Annotated in this window: 12 protein-coding genes; 2 read left to right on the forward strand and 10 right to left on the reverse strand. The window is 68.7% G+C overall.

Features of this window, described 5'->3' with window-relative positions:
• Positions 1–36: 36 nt before the first annotated feature.
• Both J5V16_RS09705 and J5V16_RS09710 read right to left on the reverse strand, forming a co-directional pair.
• A complete protein-coding gene (locus J5V16_RS09705) occupies positions 37–1,788 on the reverse strand; it encodes an ABC transporter ATP-binding protein (protein ID WP_208495954.1) in 1,752 nt (583 codons plus the stop codon).
• On the reverse strand, positions 1,785–3,521 hold the full coding sequence (locus tag J5V16_RS09710) for an ABC transporter ATP-binding protein (RefSeq protein WP_208495955.1): 1,737 nt from the start codon (positions 3,519–3,521) through the stop codon (positions 1,785–1,787). Before J5V16_RS09710 ends, J5V16_RS09705 begins: the two co-directional genes overlap by 4 nt.
• Positions 3,522–3,610: 89 nt before the next feature.
• On the opposite strand from J5V16_RS09710, the gene J5V16_RS09715 reads away from it, so the two are divergent.
• Positions 3,611–4,036 (forward strand): MerR family transcriptional regulator, encoded by a 426-nt coding sequence (locus J5V16_RS09715; RefSeq protein ID WP_208495956.1) that lies wholly within the window; start codon positions 3,611–3,613, stop codon positions 4,034–4,036.
• A gap of 71 nt (positions 4,037–4,107) precedes the next feature.
• Here the strand turns inward: J5V16_RS09715 and J5V16_RS09720 are convergent, their stop codons facing one another.
• Complete coding sequence (locus J5V16_RS09720) at positions 4,108–4,389, reverse strand: hypothetical protein (protein ID WP_208495958.1); 282 nt, start codon at positions 4,387–4,389, stop codon at positions 4,108–4,110.
• A 460-nt stretch (positions 4,390–4,849) separates the two neighbouring features.
• Between J5V16_RS09720 and J5V16_RS09725 the strand changes: the two genes are divergently transcribed.
• Positions 4,850–5,473: a hypothetical protein gene (locus tag J5V16_RS09725; protein ID WP_208495960.1), complete on the forward strand. Its 624-nt coding sequence runs from the start codon at positions 4,850–4,852 to the stop codon at positions 5,471–5,473.
• A gap of 559 nt (positions 5,474–6,032) precedes the next feature.
• Here J5V16_RS09725 and J5V16_RS09730 read toward each other — a convergent pair.
• The 7 genes from J5V16_RS09730 to J5V16_RS09760 form a co-directional block, all read right to left on the reverse strand.
• Entirely contained in the window at positions 6,033–7,964 is a 1,932-nt protein-coding gene (locus J5V16_RS09730; protein ID WP_208495962.1) for a beta-galactosidase, read from the reverse strand.
• Positions 7,965–8,003: 39 nt separating this feature from the next.
• Complete coding sequence (locus tag J5V16_RS09735; RefSeq protein WP_208495964.1) at positions 8,004–9,491, reverse strand: glycosyltransferase; 1,488 nt, start codon at positions 9,489–9,491, stop codon at positions 8,004–8,006.
• Positions 9,488–10,762 carry a diaminobutyrate--2-oxoglutarate transaminase gene (gene ectB, locus J5V16_RS09740; protein WP_208495966.1) on the reverse strand — a complete coding sequence of 425 codons (1,275 nt, stop codon included), beginning with the start codon at positions 10,760–10,762 and terminating at the stop codon, positions 9,488–9,490. Before ectB ends, J5V16_RS09735 begins: the two co-directional genes overlap by 4 nt.
• A gap of 78 nt (positions 10,763–10,840) precedes the next feature.
• Positions 10,841–11,797, reverse strand: a complete 957-nt coding sequence (locus J5V16_RS09745; RefSeq protein WP_408612400.1) for an ornithine carbamoyltransferase — start codon at positions 11,795–11,797, stop codon at positions 10,841–10,843.
• 51 nt (positions 11,798–11,848) lie between these two features.
• Positions 11,849–12,961: a hypothetical protein gene (locus J5V16_RS09750; protein ID WP_208495970.1), complete on the reverse strand. Its 1,113-nt coding sequence runs from the start codon at positions 12,959–12,961 to the stop codon at positions 11,849–11,851.
• A 134-nt stretch (positions 12,962–13,095) separates the two neighbouring features.
• Positions 13,096–14,037, reverse strand: coding sequence for a TauD/TfdA family dioxygenase (locus tag J5V16_RS09755; protein ID WP_208495972.1), 942 nt, complete (start codon positions 14,035–14,037; stop codon positions 13,096–13,098).
• A gap of 162 nt (positions 14,038–14,199) precedes the next feature.
• Positions 14,200–16,158 (reverse strand): carbamoyltransferase C-terminal domain-containing protein, encoded by a 1,959-nt coding sequence (locus J5V16_RS09760; RefSeq protein WP_208495974.1) that lies wholly within the window; start codon positions 16,156–16,158, stop codon positions 14,200–14,202.
• Between the last annotated feature and the right edge of the window lie 25 nt (positions 16,159–16,183).

Below are 16,183 nucleotides of genomic sequence, written 5' to 3' on the forward strand. Positions count from 1 at the left end.
CGATCGGCAGCGCCCACACTCGGCGAAAGAGCCACATCAACGCGTCTTTCCGGCCTCGGCCGGCAGCGCTGCGGGCGCTCCCGTGCGGCGGTTCCAGAAGTCGGCGTAGCGGCCTCGCGCTCGCAGCAGTCGCTCGTGGCCGCCCTGTTCGACGACACGGCCGTCCTCCACGAACGCGATCTGGTCCATTCCGGTGACAGTGGACAGTCGATGCGCGATGACCAGCACCGTCTTGCCTTGAGCGGACAGGAGACGCATGCCCGCCGCCACGGCCGCCTCGTTCTCGGCGTCGAGCGCGGCCGTGGCCTCGTCCAAGAGGACGACGGGGGCGTCCTTGAGCAGGGCCCGGGCGATCGCCACCCGCTGGCGCTCGCCCCCGGAGAGGGAGGTCCCGCCTTCGCCGACCCGGGTGGACCAGCCGTCGGGAAGCCGGTCGACGACCTGGTCCAGGCGGGCCGCCGCGGCGGCCGTGCGCAGCTGCGCGGGCGTCGCCTCGGGGGCGGCGATCCGCAGGTTCTCCTCGATGGAGTCGTCGAACAGGTAGGTGTCCTGGAAGACGATGGCGACGCGTTCCATGAGGGTCGCAGTCGACAGCTCCCGCACGTCGACGCCGCCGAGGCGGACGGCGCCGCCGTCGACGTCCCAGAATCGGGCGATGAGCCGCAGGATCGTGGTCTTGCCCGAACCGGAGGGGCCGACGAGCGCGCAGGAGGCCCCGGCGGGCACCGACAGCGTGAGTCCGGTGAGGACCGGGACGTCCCGGTAGGCGAAGTCGACCGCGTCGAACTCGATCGCGGCGCCCGACCCGGGCGCGGGCTCACGCGGATGCGCCGGTTCGGGCAGCGGCTCGGCTTCGAGGATGTCCCCCATGCGGTCGATCGCGACCTCGGCGGCGCGGATCGCCCCGAACAGGTTCGCGACGACGGCGAGCGGTTCGACGAAGCGGGCCGCGAGCACCAGCAGCGCGACGGCATCGGCCGCGGCGAGCTGCCCGCCGACCGCCAGCCACACGCCCGCGAGCAGGACCGCCGTGAATCCGAGTTGGACGATCGCGGTGTACGCGAACTGCGGCACGGTGTGGAGCGTCAGCGACCGGCGGAAGGCCCGCCGCTGCCCTTCGAGGGCGCGTTCGAGCGGCGCGAAGCCGGCCAGGGCGCGGCCGGTGGACCGGAGGACGGGTTGGGCCTGCGCGAACTCGATCGTCCGGCCCGCGGCCTCGGCCGAGGCGGCGTCCATGTCCGCCTGGGTGCGGCGCACGACCGGTCCGGAGCGGCGCAGCACGAGCATCGCGAGCGGGACCGCGACGAGGAACGCGATGCCCATGCGCCAGTCCAGGAGGCAGACGCCGACGATCACGGCGGCGGGCGTGGCGATGGAGGCGACCAGTTCGGGCCAGATGTGCGAGACGGTGCCCGCCGCGGTCGGCGCCGACTGCGCGACGGCGCGGGCCAGCCGTCCCGAGGCGTTGCCGACGAACCAGCCCAGCGGCAGCAGCCGCAGGTGGTCGCCCGCGCTGTGCTGGAGGTCGCGCATGACGCGGTTGGCGGTGCGGTACGCGGCCACCCGCACTCGGGCCTGCGCGGCGAGGTAGAGGCCGCCCAGCCCGAGAATGACCGCGAGCCACGCGAACGCCTCCCCCGTCCGCGCCGGGTCGGCCAGCAGAGCCCGCAGCAGCGGGACGAGGGCGAGCAGCAGGGCGCCTTGGAGGACGCCGACGACGGCGTATCCGGCGGTCAGGCGCCGCACCTCGGCGGCGTGGGGCCACAGCCGCAGGAGCTGTCGGATCATCGGTCGGTCTCCGTTCCGTGTTGGGAGCGCCAGGCGCGCGCGTAGGCGCCGTCGGCGGCGAGCAGCCGTTCGTGAGTGCCGGACTCGGCGACCCGTCCGGAGTCGAGGACGAGGATCTGGTCGGCCTCGGTGATCGTGTGCAGCCGATGGGCAATGACGATGACGGTGCGCCCTTCGGTGAGCCGCGCGAGCGAGGCGCGCACGGCGGCCTCGTTCTCCGGGTCGATGTGGGCGGTGGCCTCGTCGAGCAGCACGATCGGCGCGTCCTGGAGGAGGGCGCGGGCGATGGTGAGCCGCTGGCGCTGGCCGCCGGAGAGCGCCCCGCCGTGGGCCTCGACGACGGTGTCGTAGCCGTCGGGGAGGGCGAGGATCGCCTCGTGGAGGTGGGCGGCGCGGGCGGCCGCCTCGACGTCGGCGTCACTGGCGTCCGGGTCGCCCAGGCGCAGGTTCTCCCTGATGGTGTCGCGGATCAGCGTCACGTCCTGGAAGACGATCGCGACCGAACGCAGGAGGGTCGCGGGGTCGAGGTCGCGGACGTCCGTGCCGCCGATGCGGACCGTGCCGGCGTCGGGGTCGAAGAAGCGCGGGATGAGGCGGACGAGGGTGGTCTTGCCCGAGCCGGACGGGCCGACCAGCGCGGTGGTGGAGCCGGCCGGGCAGCGTGCGGAGACGCCCCGCAGGACCGGCGCGTCGTCGTCGTAGGCGAACGACACATCCTCGAACGCGAGGTCGAACGCCTGCGGAGTGCGCGCAGCGGCGGGCGCGGGCAGCGGCGGCACGGCGAGCACCTGGCCGACGTGCGCGGCGGCGTTCTGGGCCTTGCGCAGCAGTTGCGTGCTCTGGAGCAGGGTCATGTAGGGCGCGGGGAGGCCGACGCCGACGAGCAGGAACGGCAGGAGGTCGACCGGCGCGAGCCATCCGGCGGCGATCATGCCGGTACCGGTGCCGGCCACGACGAGGAGGACCGCCGCGGGAGAGAGGATCGCGAGGCTCGCGAACATCGCGCGTCCCGCTTCGGCGGTCCAGCGGGCGAGGGTGTCGCCGAAGTCGTCGACCGCTTCGGCGAAGCGCCGGTAGCGGCGACCTCGGCGGCCGTAGGCCTTGACGACCTGGATGCCGTCGACGTACTCGATGACGGCGTTGTTGATCCGCAGCTGCGCGGCGGTCAGCTCGGCCATGCGGTCGGGGAGGGTGCGGTGGGCGCGTTGGATCGTGTAGGTCGCGATGGGCAGCAGCGCGAGGGTCACGAGCGTCATGCGCCAGTCGACCGCGGCGAGGTAGGCGATGGCGGCCAGCGGCAGGCCGAGCGCGCCGGCGATGTCGAGGGAGGCGTGGGCGACGAGGTGGTGCATGTCCTCGACGTCGTCGTCCACGGCCTTCTTCAGTTCGCCGGAGCCGCGCCCGCCGAACCAGCCGAGCGGCACGGAGGCGGCGTGGCGGGCCAGCCGCAGCCGCAGGTGGCGCTGGAGGTCGGCGTCGGCGTAGTGGGTGATGAGGGCGGCGGTGACCCCGAGGCCGAGCCGGACGGCCACGCCCGCCGCGCCGATGAACGCCCATGCCCAGGCCTGTGAACCGTTGCCGTCCAGCAGGAGCGCGGCGATCTCGGCGATGGCGGCGTACGGGAGCAGCCCCGCCGCGGAGGCGATGAAGGCGAGCGCCGTCCCGGCCCAGAGGCGCCCGCGCACGGGGCGGGTGAGGTCGCCGATCCGGGTCGCGGCGGTCGGGGCCGTCATGGCGACCGCCGGGCAGTATTGACAATCGTTACCAAGAACACCATGGGGTAAGCGTGCATCCTCAAGTCGGCTTGAGGTCAAATAACGAAATGGACAACGACGACCTCGTGCCGATCGGGACAGCGGCGAAGCGGACCGGCGTCTCGGTGGCGACGCTGCGGTACTGGGACGAGCGCGGCATCGTCCGGCCCGCCGCCCGCCGGGGCGGGCAGCGCCACTACGGGCCCGGCGAACTCCACCGGCTCGCCGTGGTGCGGACGCTCCAGCGGGCCGGGACGCTGAACCTCGACGAGATCGCGCAGCTGCTCCACGGTCCCGCATCGGGCCGGGACTGGCGGCCCGCCGTCAGCTCGGGCCTGGAGCGCGTGCACGCGCAGATCAAGGGCCTCACGGAAGCCGCGGCGTTCCTCGAGCACGCCTTGACCTGCCCTGGGGCCCATCCGGTCGACGAGTGCCCGGTGCTGCGGGAACTGGTGGCTCCCGGCCGACCTGAGCCGCGAACGCCGGCCGGTTGACAAATCGCCGGAGAAGACCGACTTCCTCCACTCCGACCCGGTCATGCCGCGGGCGGGCCGGCGGTCTCGGATCACCAGCCCGGATAAGGCAGGTGTTCCATCTCGATGCCGGCCCAGCCCAGCTGTTGTGCGCGGGCGATCCGTCCGTCCGGTGCCAACGGGAAGGCGGCCGGCTGCATGCCCGGCAGACCCGGCGCCAGCGCTCGGATCACGTGAAGGCCGGCGGAGCGGACGTGTTCGGCGGTCGCGTCTACCACGACCACGCGGTGTCCGGCGGCTTCGAGGAGCGAGCGGACGGGTCCGGCCTCAGGGGTTTCGTGTTCTTCCGGCAACGGCGCGGTGCGTTCGCGCACGACCGCTGCCGGGTCGTTCCCACTCGGCGATGGAAAGGGCGCGTTCACCGGCGGAGCTACTCGAACGCTTCTCCAACGCCCCGGGACCACTACGGCCCCGCAACGCCCGCCATGCCCCAGGATGACCCGATCCGAAGGGCGGCTTCGGAAACGGCTCCAAAACCAACGACCAACAGCGCTCCCTTAAGACTCGCCGCCTCGACACCAGTTGCTGCCGCTGTTCTGCCGGTATCTCGCCTTGTAAACGACGCTGCTCGCCATCAGACTGGTGCTGATCGACTCGGCCTCCTGCGCCAAGATCGCCTTCCTGGCTGCGAAACGCATTGAAACGTACTGCAATGCGTCGACTCGCGACTTCATTCAACTACCTAGGAGTCGGACATGGCCCCACTAGCCCGTCGGACGTTCACCCGGTCGCTCCTTGCTGTGCCCGCCGCCGACGGGTATCCCGAGCGTCGCGGTGACCGCGCGCTCCCGTCAACTCCATGTCTTCGGCGCTTCCGAAGGAGGAACCACCCTGTACCAAACCGTCCGGAACCAGGATGGGAACTGGTCGCCCAGTTGGACGGCCCTGAGGTCCTTCTCGAGCATCAGGCAGGTCGCCACCACCCGCGTCGGCACGACGATCGACACCGCAGTCCTCACCGAAGATGACGTGCTTCGCCACTCCATTCAAGCCCCCGATGGGACATGGACCGGCTGGGGCAACATCGGGAGCGCGGCAGGTGAGATCGGCGGCTTCTACCGGGTGGCCTTGGCCGGACTCGGCAGTCAGCTCCATGTTTTCGCGCTCAGTCAGAACGGCGGGGTGGCCTACCACGCCGTCCGGAATGGTGACGGCTCCTGGCGGAAGTTCAGCAAGCTGAGCGTCTTCGCCAACTACCATCCCTTCGAGATCTGCGCCGCCGACATCGGCGGCGAAATCCATGTCGGAATCATCGAGATCACTGCCAGTAACACCCAAGTCGTGAGGTTCTCCATCCGCCGGACCGACGGTACGTGGCGGTCGGTCGGGACTGTCTCCAGTTCCGGAATCTCTCAACCCGGGAACCTCGCAGTGGGCGGCACCGAAAGAATCCTTTAGCGCCCTCCGCAGACGCCGGCCCTCGGATCCGAGCAGGGATCCTGTCGAAGCACCTTTCTTTCGTCCGTGGAGGGGATGCGGAGGATGCGTTTGACGGTGCTGAGGCTGACACCGGACTTATGAGCGAGTTCGTGTTTGGTAGGCCGACCATTGTGATCTCTCAAGAGAGGGGAAACAGGCCGAACCCGCCACAGTTGACCAGCCGACCGCCGAGCTGCGGCCGCAGCTCCCGGACGAACTCCTCGATCCCCTTGAACCGCGTCACGTCCAACGGCAGGAACGCCACCCCGGCAGAGCAATCGGGACGGAGCTGTTGGACGGCGGACTCACCGTTGTCGATGCTGCGGCCCGCGATCCAGACCCGGTAGCCCTGCTTGCCGGGAGCTTGCGCTGACGTTCCCGTTCCTATGGTCCTTTGAATACGGCCGCCGGCACCGGCTGGGGCACAGCGTCACTCGTGCTGGGCTCGCGCTCGCCTCACCGCGGTTTCGGGTCTTCGGCCAGTGGCCGTTCCTTTTCTCGCCCGCGTCGGGCAGCTCGGTTCGGACCTGCCGATGGGCTAATGCTGTGCATCCTTGCGCTCACGGTGCACGACGACTTCGCCAGCTGGCACGTCGACCACGGACTTGGAGCTCTTGACCTTCGCGTCGGCGTCCGTGTGGTTGATGCAGAACAGCCAGCTGCGGCCGTCCTCGTGGGCGCGGCGCACGACCTCAACGCCCAGCGGCGCCTCCGCCACGGGCGCGACCCCGGCATCGGCGGCGGCCGCGGCGACGATGCGATCGAGCGTGGCATCGTCGGGGAAGGTCGTCAGATAGTGCGCGGTGCCCTGTCCGAATCGGTTGACCAGCCAAGCCGGACTCCCGTCCGCATACGTGTCACGGACCTCGGCACCCGTCGGCTCGGCCGCCTCGCTCCAGATCGTGCCGTGCCCGCCCGAGGCGAGCTCGACCCTTCCGCCGATCAGCGGGTAGAACTCCTCGCTGCGCACCCCGACCACGTCGCGGAACGCGCCAGGGTAGCCGCCCAGGTAGACCGTGTCGGTCTCGTCCGCGATCCCCGAATATGGGGTGACAAGCACGGTGCCGCCGCCGTCCACGAACCGCCGCAGGTTCTGCGCGCCCTTGCGCGACATCAAATAGATTGCGGGAACGACCACGAACTTGTACTTCGACAGGTCCCCTTCAGGCTCGGCGACATCGACAGTGAGCCTTGCTCGCCACAAAGCTGCATAGTAGACATTGAAGATGCCCTGCGCCGTGAACTCGTCAGTCGGACGCGTCTCGTGCTCCTGCGCCCACCGATTGGGGAAGTCCCACAGGATCGCGGTGTCGGCGTCCACCCGCGAGCCCTCGACCTCGGCGAGCTCGCCCAGGCGCGTGCCCAGCTCGCAGACCTCGCGCCAGATCTTGGAGTCCGTGCCCGCGTGCGGGACCATCCCCGAGTGCCACTTCTCGGCGCCCTGCTTCGAAGCCCGCCACTGGAAGAACATGATCGCGTCCGCGCCGCGCGCGAAATACGCGAGCGAGTTGCGGAGCATTTCGCGCGGGGCCTTCGCCCGGTTGCGGCCCTGCCAATTGACGGCGGAGGTGGAGGTCTCCATGAGGATCCACGGCCTGCCGTTCCCGAGCGACCGAGCGTAGTCCGCGGCGAAACCTAGGTTCACGTGCGGGTCTTCGCCCTCGAGGTAGTGGTCGGTCGAGACGATGTCGACGGCCCCGCTGAACTCCCACAAGTCGGTGTTCTCGTGTGCGCCGGTCAAGAAGTTCGTGGTCATCGGCTTGTCCGAATACCTTCCGATGACCGCGGCCTCGGCGAGGTAATTCTGCTTGAGCCGCCAAGAACAGTAGCGCTTCCAGTCGAGCACCAGGCCCGGATTCGGCATCGTGGGGGTCGGCAGGGGCGCGTACACCTGGTCCCACGCGGAGTACGTCTGCGACCAGAACGCGGTGCCCCACGCGGCGTTGAGGCCGTCCAGGTCGCCGTACCGTTCGCGCAGCCACATCCGGAACTTCGCCGTGGCGGCCTTGGTGTACGAGCGGGCGTTATGGCAGCCGTACTCGTTGTGGATATGCCACAAGGCGAGTGCCGGGTGCGCCGAGTAGCGGCAGGCCAGCTGCTCGGTCACGGCGAGGGCCTTGGCGAGGTACACGTCCGAGGACGGGTCGAAGCCCTGGCGGGAGCCGTGCGTCAATTGGCGGCCCCCGGCGTCGACCATGACCGCCTCGGGGTAGGTCGCGGCGAACCACGGCGGCGGGGACGCGGTCGGGGTGGCCAGGCAGGCCTCGATCCCGTTGGCGGCGAGGAGGTCCAGGAGCTCGTCGAACCATCCGAACTCGAACCGGCCCTCTTCCGGTTCCAGTAGCGCCCAGGAGAAGATGCCGACGGTGACGCGGTTGACGCCCGCCTCGCGCATCAGGCGCATGTCCTCGGCCCAGGTCTCGCGCGGCCACTGCTCGGGGTTGTAGTCGGCGCCGTAAGCGATCGCCATGCGAGTGCTCCTTCGCTCGGTGTGGATTGCCGGTGTCGCTCATGTCGACGGAAGTGCGAACGCGGACCCTTGCGCCGCCAAGCTCCTGACGACGTCTTCCGGCAGACGCCATGTATCCATGGATGGACAAGTGATGACCTTCAGTGGATTCGAGTCGGCAGGGCCGAGGCGGACCGGTCGCAGTCCGCGATGCGGATCGGCGATGAGCAAAAGCCCGGCCGAATAGCTCACCCAGGGCGCGAGGATGTAGGTCGACCGCTCGTCGAAGGCGAGCGGTTCCTCCATGCCGTACGCCTCGAAGAAGATTCGCGCGATGGGATCCTCATAGCCGGCGTATATCTTGCGCGTCCCGCCGAACCGGGCCCTCCGCGCGTCGAGGTAGTCCTGGGTCGTCGACCTCTTCAGCGGCACGGGATCGCCGTCGGGCCTGCCGAGCATTTCAATGGTGCGTGCCACCACTTCGCGCTCCGAGAACTCAACGCGAGCCCGATCGAGCGTGGCGTCGTCCGCAGCCGTCGGCTTGCTCTCGACCGCTTCCATAATGGCGTTTGCCAGCGAGACAGGATGCACCACGGGGCCCATCGTCGATCGATGCACCGGCACCAGAGTCAACTGCCGGGGAAACCACTCTCGGAACCCGAAATGACCGCCCCACGCCGTGGTCACGACCTGACGGCCGTTGACCAGGGACGCCAGTACCGACGAGCCGAAGTTCTCATCGGAATGCACCGTCGGCGACACGAAGACATGCGGCTCTTGATGCACGTTGTAAAAGAGCCAGTCCCGGGGTTTGGGCCCGTGCCACCGCACCACGTCCGCCAGGCCCAGCGACTCGGTGAGCTCGCGAAGGTAGGCGCCGTAGCCGGGGAACTTGAGGCCCATGTTCGGGCTTCCGAGATCGTCTTCGCCGCCGTACACGTCCAAGGTGACGTTCGGCGCGCCGTCGAGGACGGTGCGCATGAGCCAGAGGGCGAACAGCAGGGTGTGCAGGTTCTTCTGCTCCGAGATGCGCCCGACGTAGGCCAATCGCGTGGTCCCGTGCTCGGGATCCCGCCCGCCGCTTCGCACCCTGAACTGGTCCACCAGGGGGAACGGGATGACCTCGATCCTGGCGTTCGGGAAACAGGCGCGCATCGCGACCGCTTCCGCTTGGCACGACACCACGAACGTGTCCCTCTCGCTCACGATGTCCGAGAGGCCGCGGAAGGCTTCGAGGCCTTCCGTGGCGTCCCCGTGAATGTAGACGGTCATCGGCGCCGCCGCCTTCAGCTGCGACCGCAGCAGGAGTGCGACCTCGACCGTCCCGGGCGTCACGGAGGTGATGACGATGCGCTTCAACTGCGCGGCAGAGGTGTGCAGCTCTTGCTCGAGTTCCGATGTCAGTGGTACGCACAGCGTGCGGACGTGCTCGAGCCCGGTCCGGCCGACGGCCGCCCAGACGCGGTCGATGGCCGGGATGATCTCCTGAAGGCTCAGCCACCACTCTTTCTCCCTGGTGGTCAGCACCAGGATGTCGTCGCCGCTCAAGGCGCGCCCCCGTCGTCGCCGGCGCCGATATGCCCGGCGAGCGCGCCCTTCACGGACGCGTGGAGGATCTCCAGTGCCCGGTCGATATCACCGCCGGAGACGGTGACCGGGGGCAGGAGCTTCACGACCGCTCCGTCCGAGCCGCAGGTCTCAACCAGAAGGCCGCGCTCGAATGCCGCTGTGCTGATCCGCTTGGCGATCTCGCCGCTGGCGGCATGCAAGCCGTGTGCGAGACCGCGGCCCCGGGCCGTCGGGGTCGCCTCGGGAAAGGAGGCCGCGATCTGTTCGAGGCCCTCGGCGACGCGTGCTCCCTTGGCCCGCACGGAAAGCTCCAACTCGTCGTCGCTCCAGTACGCGCGCATCGCCGCGGCGCTGGTCACGAACGCGAGGTTGAACCCGCGGAAGGTGCCGTTGTGCTCCGCGGGCTTCCAGATGTCCAGTTCGGGCCGGATCAGCGTGAGCGCCATCGGCAGTCCGTATCCGCTGATGCCCTTCGACAGGCACACGATGTCCGGTTCGATGCCGGCTTCCTCAAAACTGAAAAAGGAGCCGACGCGGCCGCAGCCCATCTGGATGTCGTCGATGATGATGAGGATGCCGTGGCGCTTGCACACGGTGGCGAGCTCGCGCAGCCACTCGGTTCGGGCTACGTGGATCCCGCCTTCACCCTGGACGGTCTCGACGATGACGGCGGCCGTCCCGGTGAGGCCGCCGGCGCTGGACGCCAGCTGGGCCTCGATGCCGGCGACGTCGGTGCGGTGGTCGTCGTAGGGCAGTTGGGCGCTGTGCGACAGCGGGATGCCGGCGCTGCGGCGTACCGCTCGGTTGCCGTTCACCGACAGCGCGCCCATGGTCATGCCGTGGAACGCGTTCTCGAAGTAGGCCACCCATTGTCTTCCGGTGGCCTTGCGCGCCAACTTGAGCGCCGCTTCCACCGCGTTCGCGCCCGCGGGGCCGGGGAAGACGACCGTATAGTCCAGTCCGCGGGGAGTGAGTATCTGCTCCTCCAGCGCCTCCAGAAGATCCGCGCGGGCCGCCGTCCACATGTCGAGGGCGTGCGTCACCCCGTCCTGCTCGATATAGCGCATGAGCGCCCGCTTGAGCACGGGGTCGTTGTGGCCGTAGTTGAGGGTGCCGGCTCCGGCGAAGAAGTCCAGGTACGGTGTGCCGTCCACACTGTAGAGCCAGCTGCCCTCGGCCCGGTCGAACACGACAGGCCAGTTCCGGCTGTAGCTGCGCACGGCTGACTCTCGCCGCTCGAAGATGCTCAATGGATAAATCCGCCTGTCGATGTCGCGGGGATCGCGTTGAAGAATGGGGTGGCATGCCGATTCAGGCCGGAACCGGGTTCACGACGTCTCCATCGACCACAGCAGCGCCGCCGCAGCGGCGGAGGCCTTGTGGAAGGCTTGCCGGGCCACGAGGGAGGTCGTGCCTTTCCCGTCCAGCACGTCCGAGGTCGCCTCCTGGTCGCGGACCGCCGGCAGGTCGTGCATGAACACCGCTTCGGTCGATCCGCTGAAACGATCCATCAGTTCCTTGGTCACGGCGAACGGGGCGAACTGGGAGAGCCAGTCGGGTTCCTTGCGCGGCTCGCCCATCGACTGCCAGCGCGTGGTGTACACCGCGTCGACGGGGTCAGGTGAGTCGGGCACGTGGTGATGTTGGCGAACCGCCTCTCCACCGCGGATGGCGTTGAGCGATTGGATCTCTTCGGCAGTGAAGCCCGTGCCGGCCGGGCTGTACACGTCGAGCCTCTTGAAGGGGAGCGTGCTGACGAGCAGCGCCAGCGACCGGGCGGTGTTGTTCACCTCGCCCAGGTAGGCCAATCGAAGGTCCTCGGTCTTGCCGAAATGCTCGCGCAGCGCGCAGAGGTCGGCAATCGCCTGGGTGGGGTGCTCGTGGTAGGTCAAGGCGTTGATGGTCGCCGGCACTTGGGAGGCCAGTTCGACCAGTTCGTGCTGCGGGCCGTTGGTGCGGGCGACGACGATGTCGAGGTAGTTCGCGAGCATGGCGCCCGTGTCGCTCCACGTCTCGCCGGTGGAGACTTGGAGATCGGCCCGGCCCAGGTGCAGCACATCGCAGCCGAGGGTCATCGCGGCACTCCAGAACGACGTCCGGGTCCGGGTGGACGGTGCGGTGAACACCAGACCCACCCGCGTGCCCGTCAACCGCTCTTCGAACAGCTGTGGTGCCTGTCCGTATCGGAACGCGATCTCGCCGAGTTCCGCTATGTCCTCCGCGCTGAGGTCCGCCAAGCTCAAGATCGGTCGTCGGCCTGAACGTACGGTTGTCACCACTTCCACCGCCTCGCGTCATGGGTGTTCATCCTGATCCACCCCGTCTGTCTACTTTGGTTAATCTAGATAGTTCTCGGGTCCGCCGTCTCGAACGGTGTCCAATGTGACGCAGTGGAATCCGCCGCCGAGCACTCGAGAGTGGCGGAGCCTGCGCGGGACGACGGTGATGCCCTTCGCCTCCAGCAGGCGGATCAGCTCCGTCTGGTTGCCGTCGACGATCGCCGTTTCAGGGCTCACCATCAGTAGGTTCATGCCCACCCAAGGCGTGCTTAGGGTCCTGGAGAGGAGCGGTGCCTTCGGCTCCTCGATGGGCGGGCACCAGATCACGTCCCAGTTGCGCAGCACCTCCGGAATGGTGTCCGGCCGCACGCGTTCGGGGTTGAGCAGGACCAGCCCCGGGCGCAGGAAGCAGATGGTGCTGTCGATGTGCGTCCCTTGGTAGAGGCCGCGCAGCGGGTGCACTCGGATGTCCCCCAGCAGTTTCAGGGTCGACTGCAGCCAGCGCAGCCCGATCTCGTTGCCGCTGCGTGATACCTGGTAGAAGACGTCCCGTCCGAGTCGCACGACGTTGGCGGCCTCGAATGCCGGTTCCACCTCGCCCAGCACCGGAGCGCCTGACGCGTCCGTGAGGTACAGCTCGTCGCGGAGCTCGGGCCGGGGAGCGCCCAGCCACTGCGCTCCGCGCTCGAGATAGTCCTGGAAGAGTCCCCTCAGGTTGGACAACTCGAAGTACCGGGCGCGCGAAGGGCTGGGCGTTTCGATGATGGCGGAGCCTACGACGAGGGCGAGGTCGCGGGGGCAGTACGAATGGCGACCGCGGGTCCGCCAGCCCGGTCCGCCGAACTCCGCTTCGTTGTCCGCCGTCGGCGGCTGGTGGACGACGATCCCCATGTCGCGGAGGGTGGTCACCAGGTCGGCCAGGTCCTCGTTCGACTCTTCGATGACCTGCTGCGGGAAGCGACCACCGACCTGTTCGCGTTCCGTCGGCGACAGTTCGGGGTAGTCGTTCAGCCAGGCCGATACGTCGGTCTGGGGCGGCACCCCCGCGCGGGTGGCGTCGCCGACGATGATCTCCCGAAGCGGCGAGAACTCGTCCCAGGAGTTCACCGCCTTCGCCCCGTGGGCGGCGCTGGAATCGGCCGCGGTGTGCGTGCCTTGCAGATCTACCATGTGATGTGCTCCTTCTGCCCGCGTGCCGAGCCGGCGGAGCGGTCTCGTCGCCGAGACCTCCGCCGGCCGGGCTCCTCTTGAAACTCACGAGTCGGTCATCACCGGGCGGTGCGAATCCGCCGCCCGAGTATCGGCTAGTCGGGAATGCGAGTGCCCCAGCGTCGGTATGTGAGGGCGGACGCGCAGATCATGCTCCGCATCAGCCACCGGTCGGTCCCGTCGAATCGTGCGGCGAACGGCGTGCGGGCGTGGACGACCCGCTTGTTGTCGAAGATCAGCAGGTCGCCCGGCTCCATCACGTGCGAGATGGCGACCTTGTCGAGGCCTGCGCCCAGTTCCCGGAGTGCATGCGCCGCTTCCGTGTCGGTCTCATCGGGTGCGATGTGGTGCGTGTCGTAGGCGATCTCCGGCGATTCGTCCGACCCGGACAGGATCGACGCGCGGCGCAGCGGCGCGTCGGCCAGCACGTGCGCGGGGTCGGGACGCACGTTGTAGCGCGGCTCCCGAAGCGTCGCGACCAGTTCGGGCGCGAGCTCGACGGCGTTGACCGGGGCGTACATCGATGCGGCCGAGGGGTCGCCTCGCAGGCAGATGAGGCCCGCGTAGTCGCACCGGTCGTCGCGGAAGCTGTCCTCGCAGTGCCAGTCGAGGATCCCGGTGCTGCTCTGGCTCGTCTGGGTGAACTCCATGCCCTGCACAGGGACCATGTTCTGGACGATGCGACCCTCGTAGAGGGAGGAGTAGGTGAAGGGCTCGCCGAGCATGACGGTCACGGAGGTCAGCAGCAGTGCCGCCTGCTGCCCGGCACCCGTCGTCCGCGCCCACGGGGCCTCGGCGGTCGGCGGGAACGCCACGTCCCTCGGCAGGAGCCCGCGCAGGAGAACCACGTCCCCTTCCGGTGCGTAGCGCCGGTATTCGATCACGCGGCGGCGCAGTTCGGCCGGCAGGAGCACGTTCGCCTCAAGGGCAAGATCGACGAATTCGTCCGGGGTGAGCGTGTCGAGGTCCCTGCCGTCGATCAGCCGGCTGATCGCGCCCCAGAGCGCGTCGGCTTCTTCGGGCTGGATCTCGATCATCGATGTGCTTGGTTCGGCAGCTGGTTTCATTCCGAGTCGCCTCATCTCTGCGTATCTGGTACGTATCGATATATTCGTAATTATAAGTGACAATCCGGGCTACGTCAATATGGAATATTTTGGGGCCCTTGAGGTTTCATCGAAACCGAACGGACGCGGAGACTAGTTCTCTCGTCTCGTGACCCGATACCCCTCCAGGTACAGGACATCGATGCCGCAGTTCACGAAGCAGTTGACCGCGTCGAGCGGGCTCTCGACGAGCGGCTCGCCGCGGCCGTTGAACGACGTGTTCAAGACGATCGGCACGCCCGTGAGTTCATGGAACTCCTGCAGCACGCGATAAAAGCCGCCAGTGGATTCGGCGACGGTCTGGATTCTGGCCGTCCCGTCGACATGCGTCACCGCTGGAATGTCGGCGCTCTTCACCTTCGCGTTGAACAGCATGTAGGGCGACGCAGAGGGCGCACCCGCGAACCACTCCTCGGCATGCTGCTCCAACACCGCCGGGGCGAACGGCCGCCACCGCTCCCGGTCCTTCGCGACGTTCGTCCGCGCCCAGTTCTCGGCGCGGCGGGGATCGGCGAGGAGCGAACGATGCCCCAGCGCGCGGGGACCGATCTCGCTGCGGCCTTCGTACCAGGCGACGAGGCGGTTCGCCGCGAGATCCTCCGCGGCGGCTCGCGCGGCGTCGGCGGGACGGACGGCGATGACGGTGTCCCGATGCTGCTCCAGTGCCCGCGCCACGTCCTCCTCGCCGTATCTCGGCCCGAGGTAGGGCGACCTGTTGGCGCCCGCCCGTTCAGGGAGGGGTCTGTCCAGGATGCTGTGGGTCACCGCGAGCGCCGCCCCGACGGAGAGTCCCCCGTCGTCGCAGGCCGGCTCCACGAACACCTCGTCGAAATCGGGGGACGCGGCGATCTCGGAGTTCGAAGGGCAGTTGAGGGCCGTCCCGCCGCTCATGCACAGTCGCTCCGCGGACCAGCCCGCGTTGGAGAGCATCCGCTTCAAGCTCCGGACGGCCTTGCGGCGCGTCACTTCGAAGAGGGCCTGCGTACTGGCTGCGACGGCCGCATCGTGGGCGTTCACTCCCGGGTGGTCGTCGGCGGCGCCGGAGTCGACGGCGGCGCTCGCCGCGGCCGTGCAATGGTCGAGCCATGCCCGCTCGGGGTCGGCGAAACGTGCGCTGAGGCCGCTCGCGTTGTCCACGAACCGGTCGTCGACATCCGTCGGCCTCCCATACGCGGCGAGTCCCATCAGCTTCCCCGAGGCCCCGACCACCGAGAGACCGAGCTCGATCCCCACGCGGTCGTAGAGGTGGCCGAGGGCCAGCCCGTGCGGCCAAATCGGATAGAGCGCCTGCTCGGACCCCAGGTAGAACATGCCGCCGTCGTATTGCATGTCGTGCGCGGCACCCCGCAGCAGGTCGTACCCGTCATGAGTGAAGACCGCGGCGGAGGGGTAGCCCGAGAGGTAGTAGGCACTCGCCGCGTGCCCGAGATGGTGATGGATCCCGTAACCATTGAGCTCGTGGCCGTCGATCGTGACAACGACGGGTACGTGGAACCCGTAGCGGAGCGCTTCGGATGCCTCCGGCGTCACCCCGTCAAGCTCGTCCAAAGTGAGCGGTGCCGCCCACTGCGGATGGACGACGAACGTGTCGAGCCACGGCACGGCGTCGCCACGCGGCAGGCGCTCGGCGTCCTCAGGAAGGACGACCTGCGAATAGAAGCGGCCGAACGGCGTGTCCCGTTCCGCGGGGTCCTTGCTCAGGGCCCCCAGGCTCCGGACCCCCATCGCCGCGATGGCGTCATGGTCGAGTCCCGCGAACCTGTCGCAGAACGGGCGGCCGAACGGGTCGGCGCCGGCGTAGCGGACGGCGAGCCTGCTCGGATCGTCGCTGATGAGTTCGATGCCTTGCGTGGAGGTCACGGCTACCGCGTCCAGGTCGGACAGCTGCTTTCCGGCTTCCCGGAGGGCGACGTCGATGACCCGCATGTCCAGCCCGAGGGCGTGCTTTGTTCGCGAGAGGCGCTCCCGGGCCACGTATGAAAGGACCAGGCCGTCTTCGACGACCGCGGCGGACGCGTCGTGGCCGAAGTTCAACCCGAGGACAGTGAACATCTCGTAGGCTCCTTCACCTCATGTT

This window comes from Glycomyces niveus (assembly GCF_017592475.1).
Classification (GTDB): Bacteria; Actinomycetota; Actinomycetes; order Mycobacteriales; family Micromonosporaceae; genus Glycomyces; species Glycomyces niveus.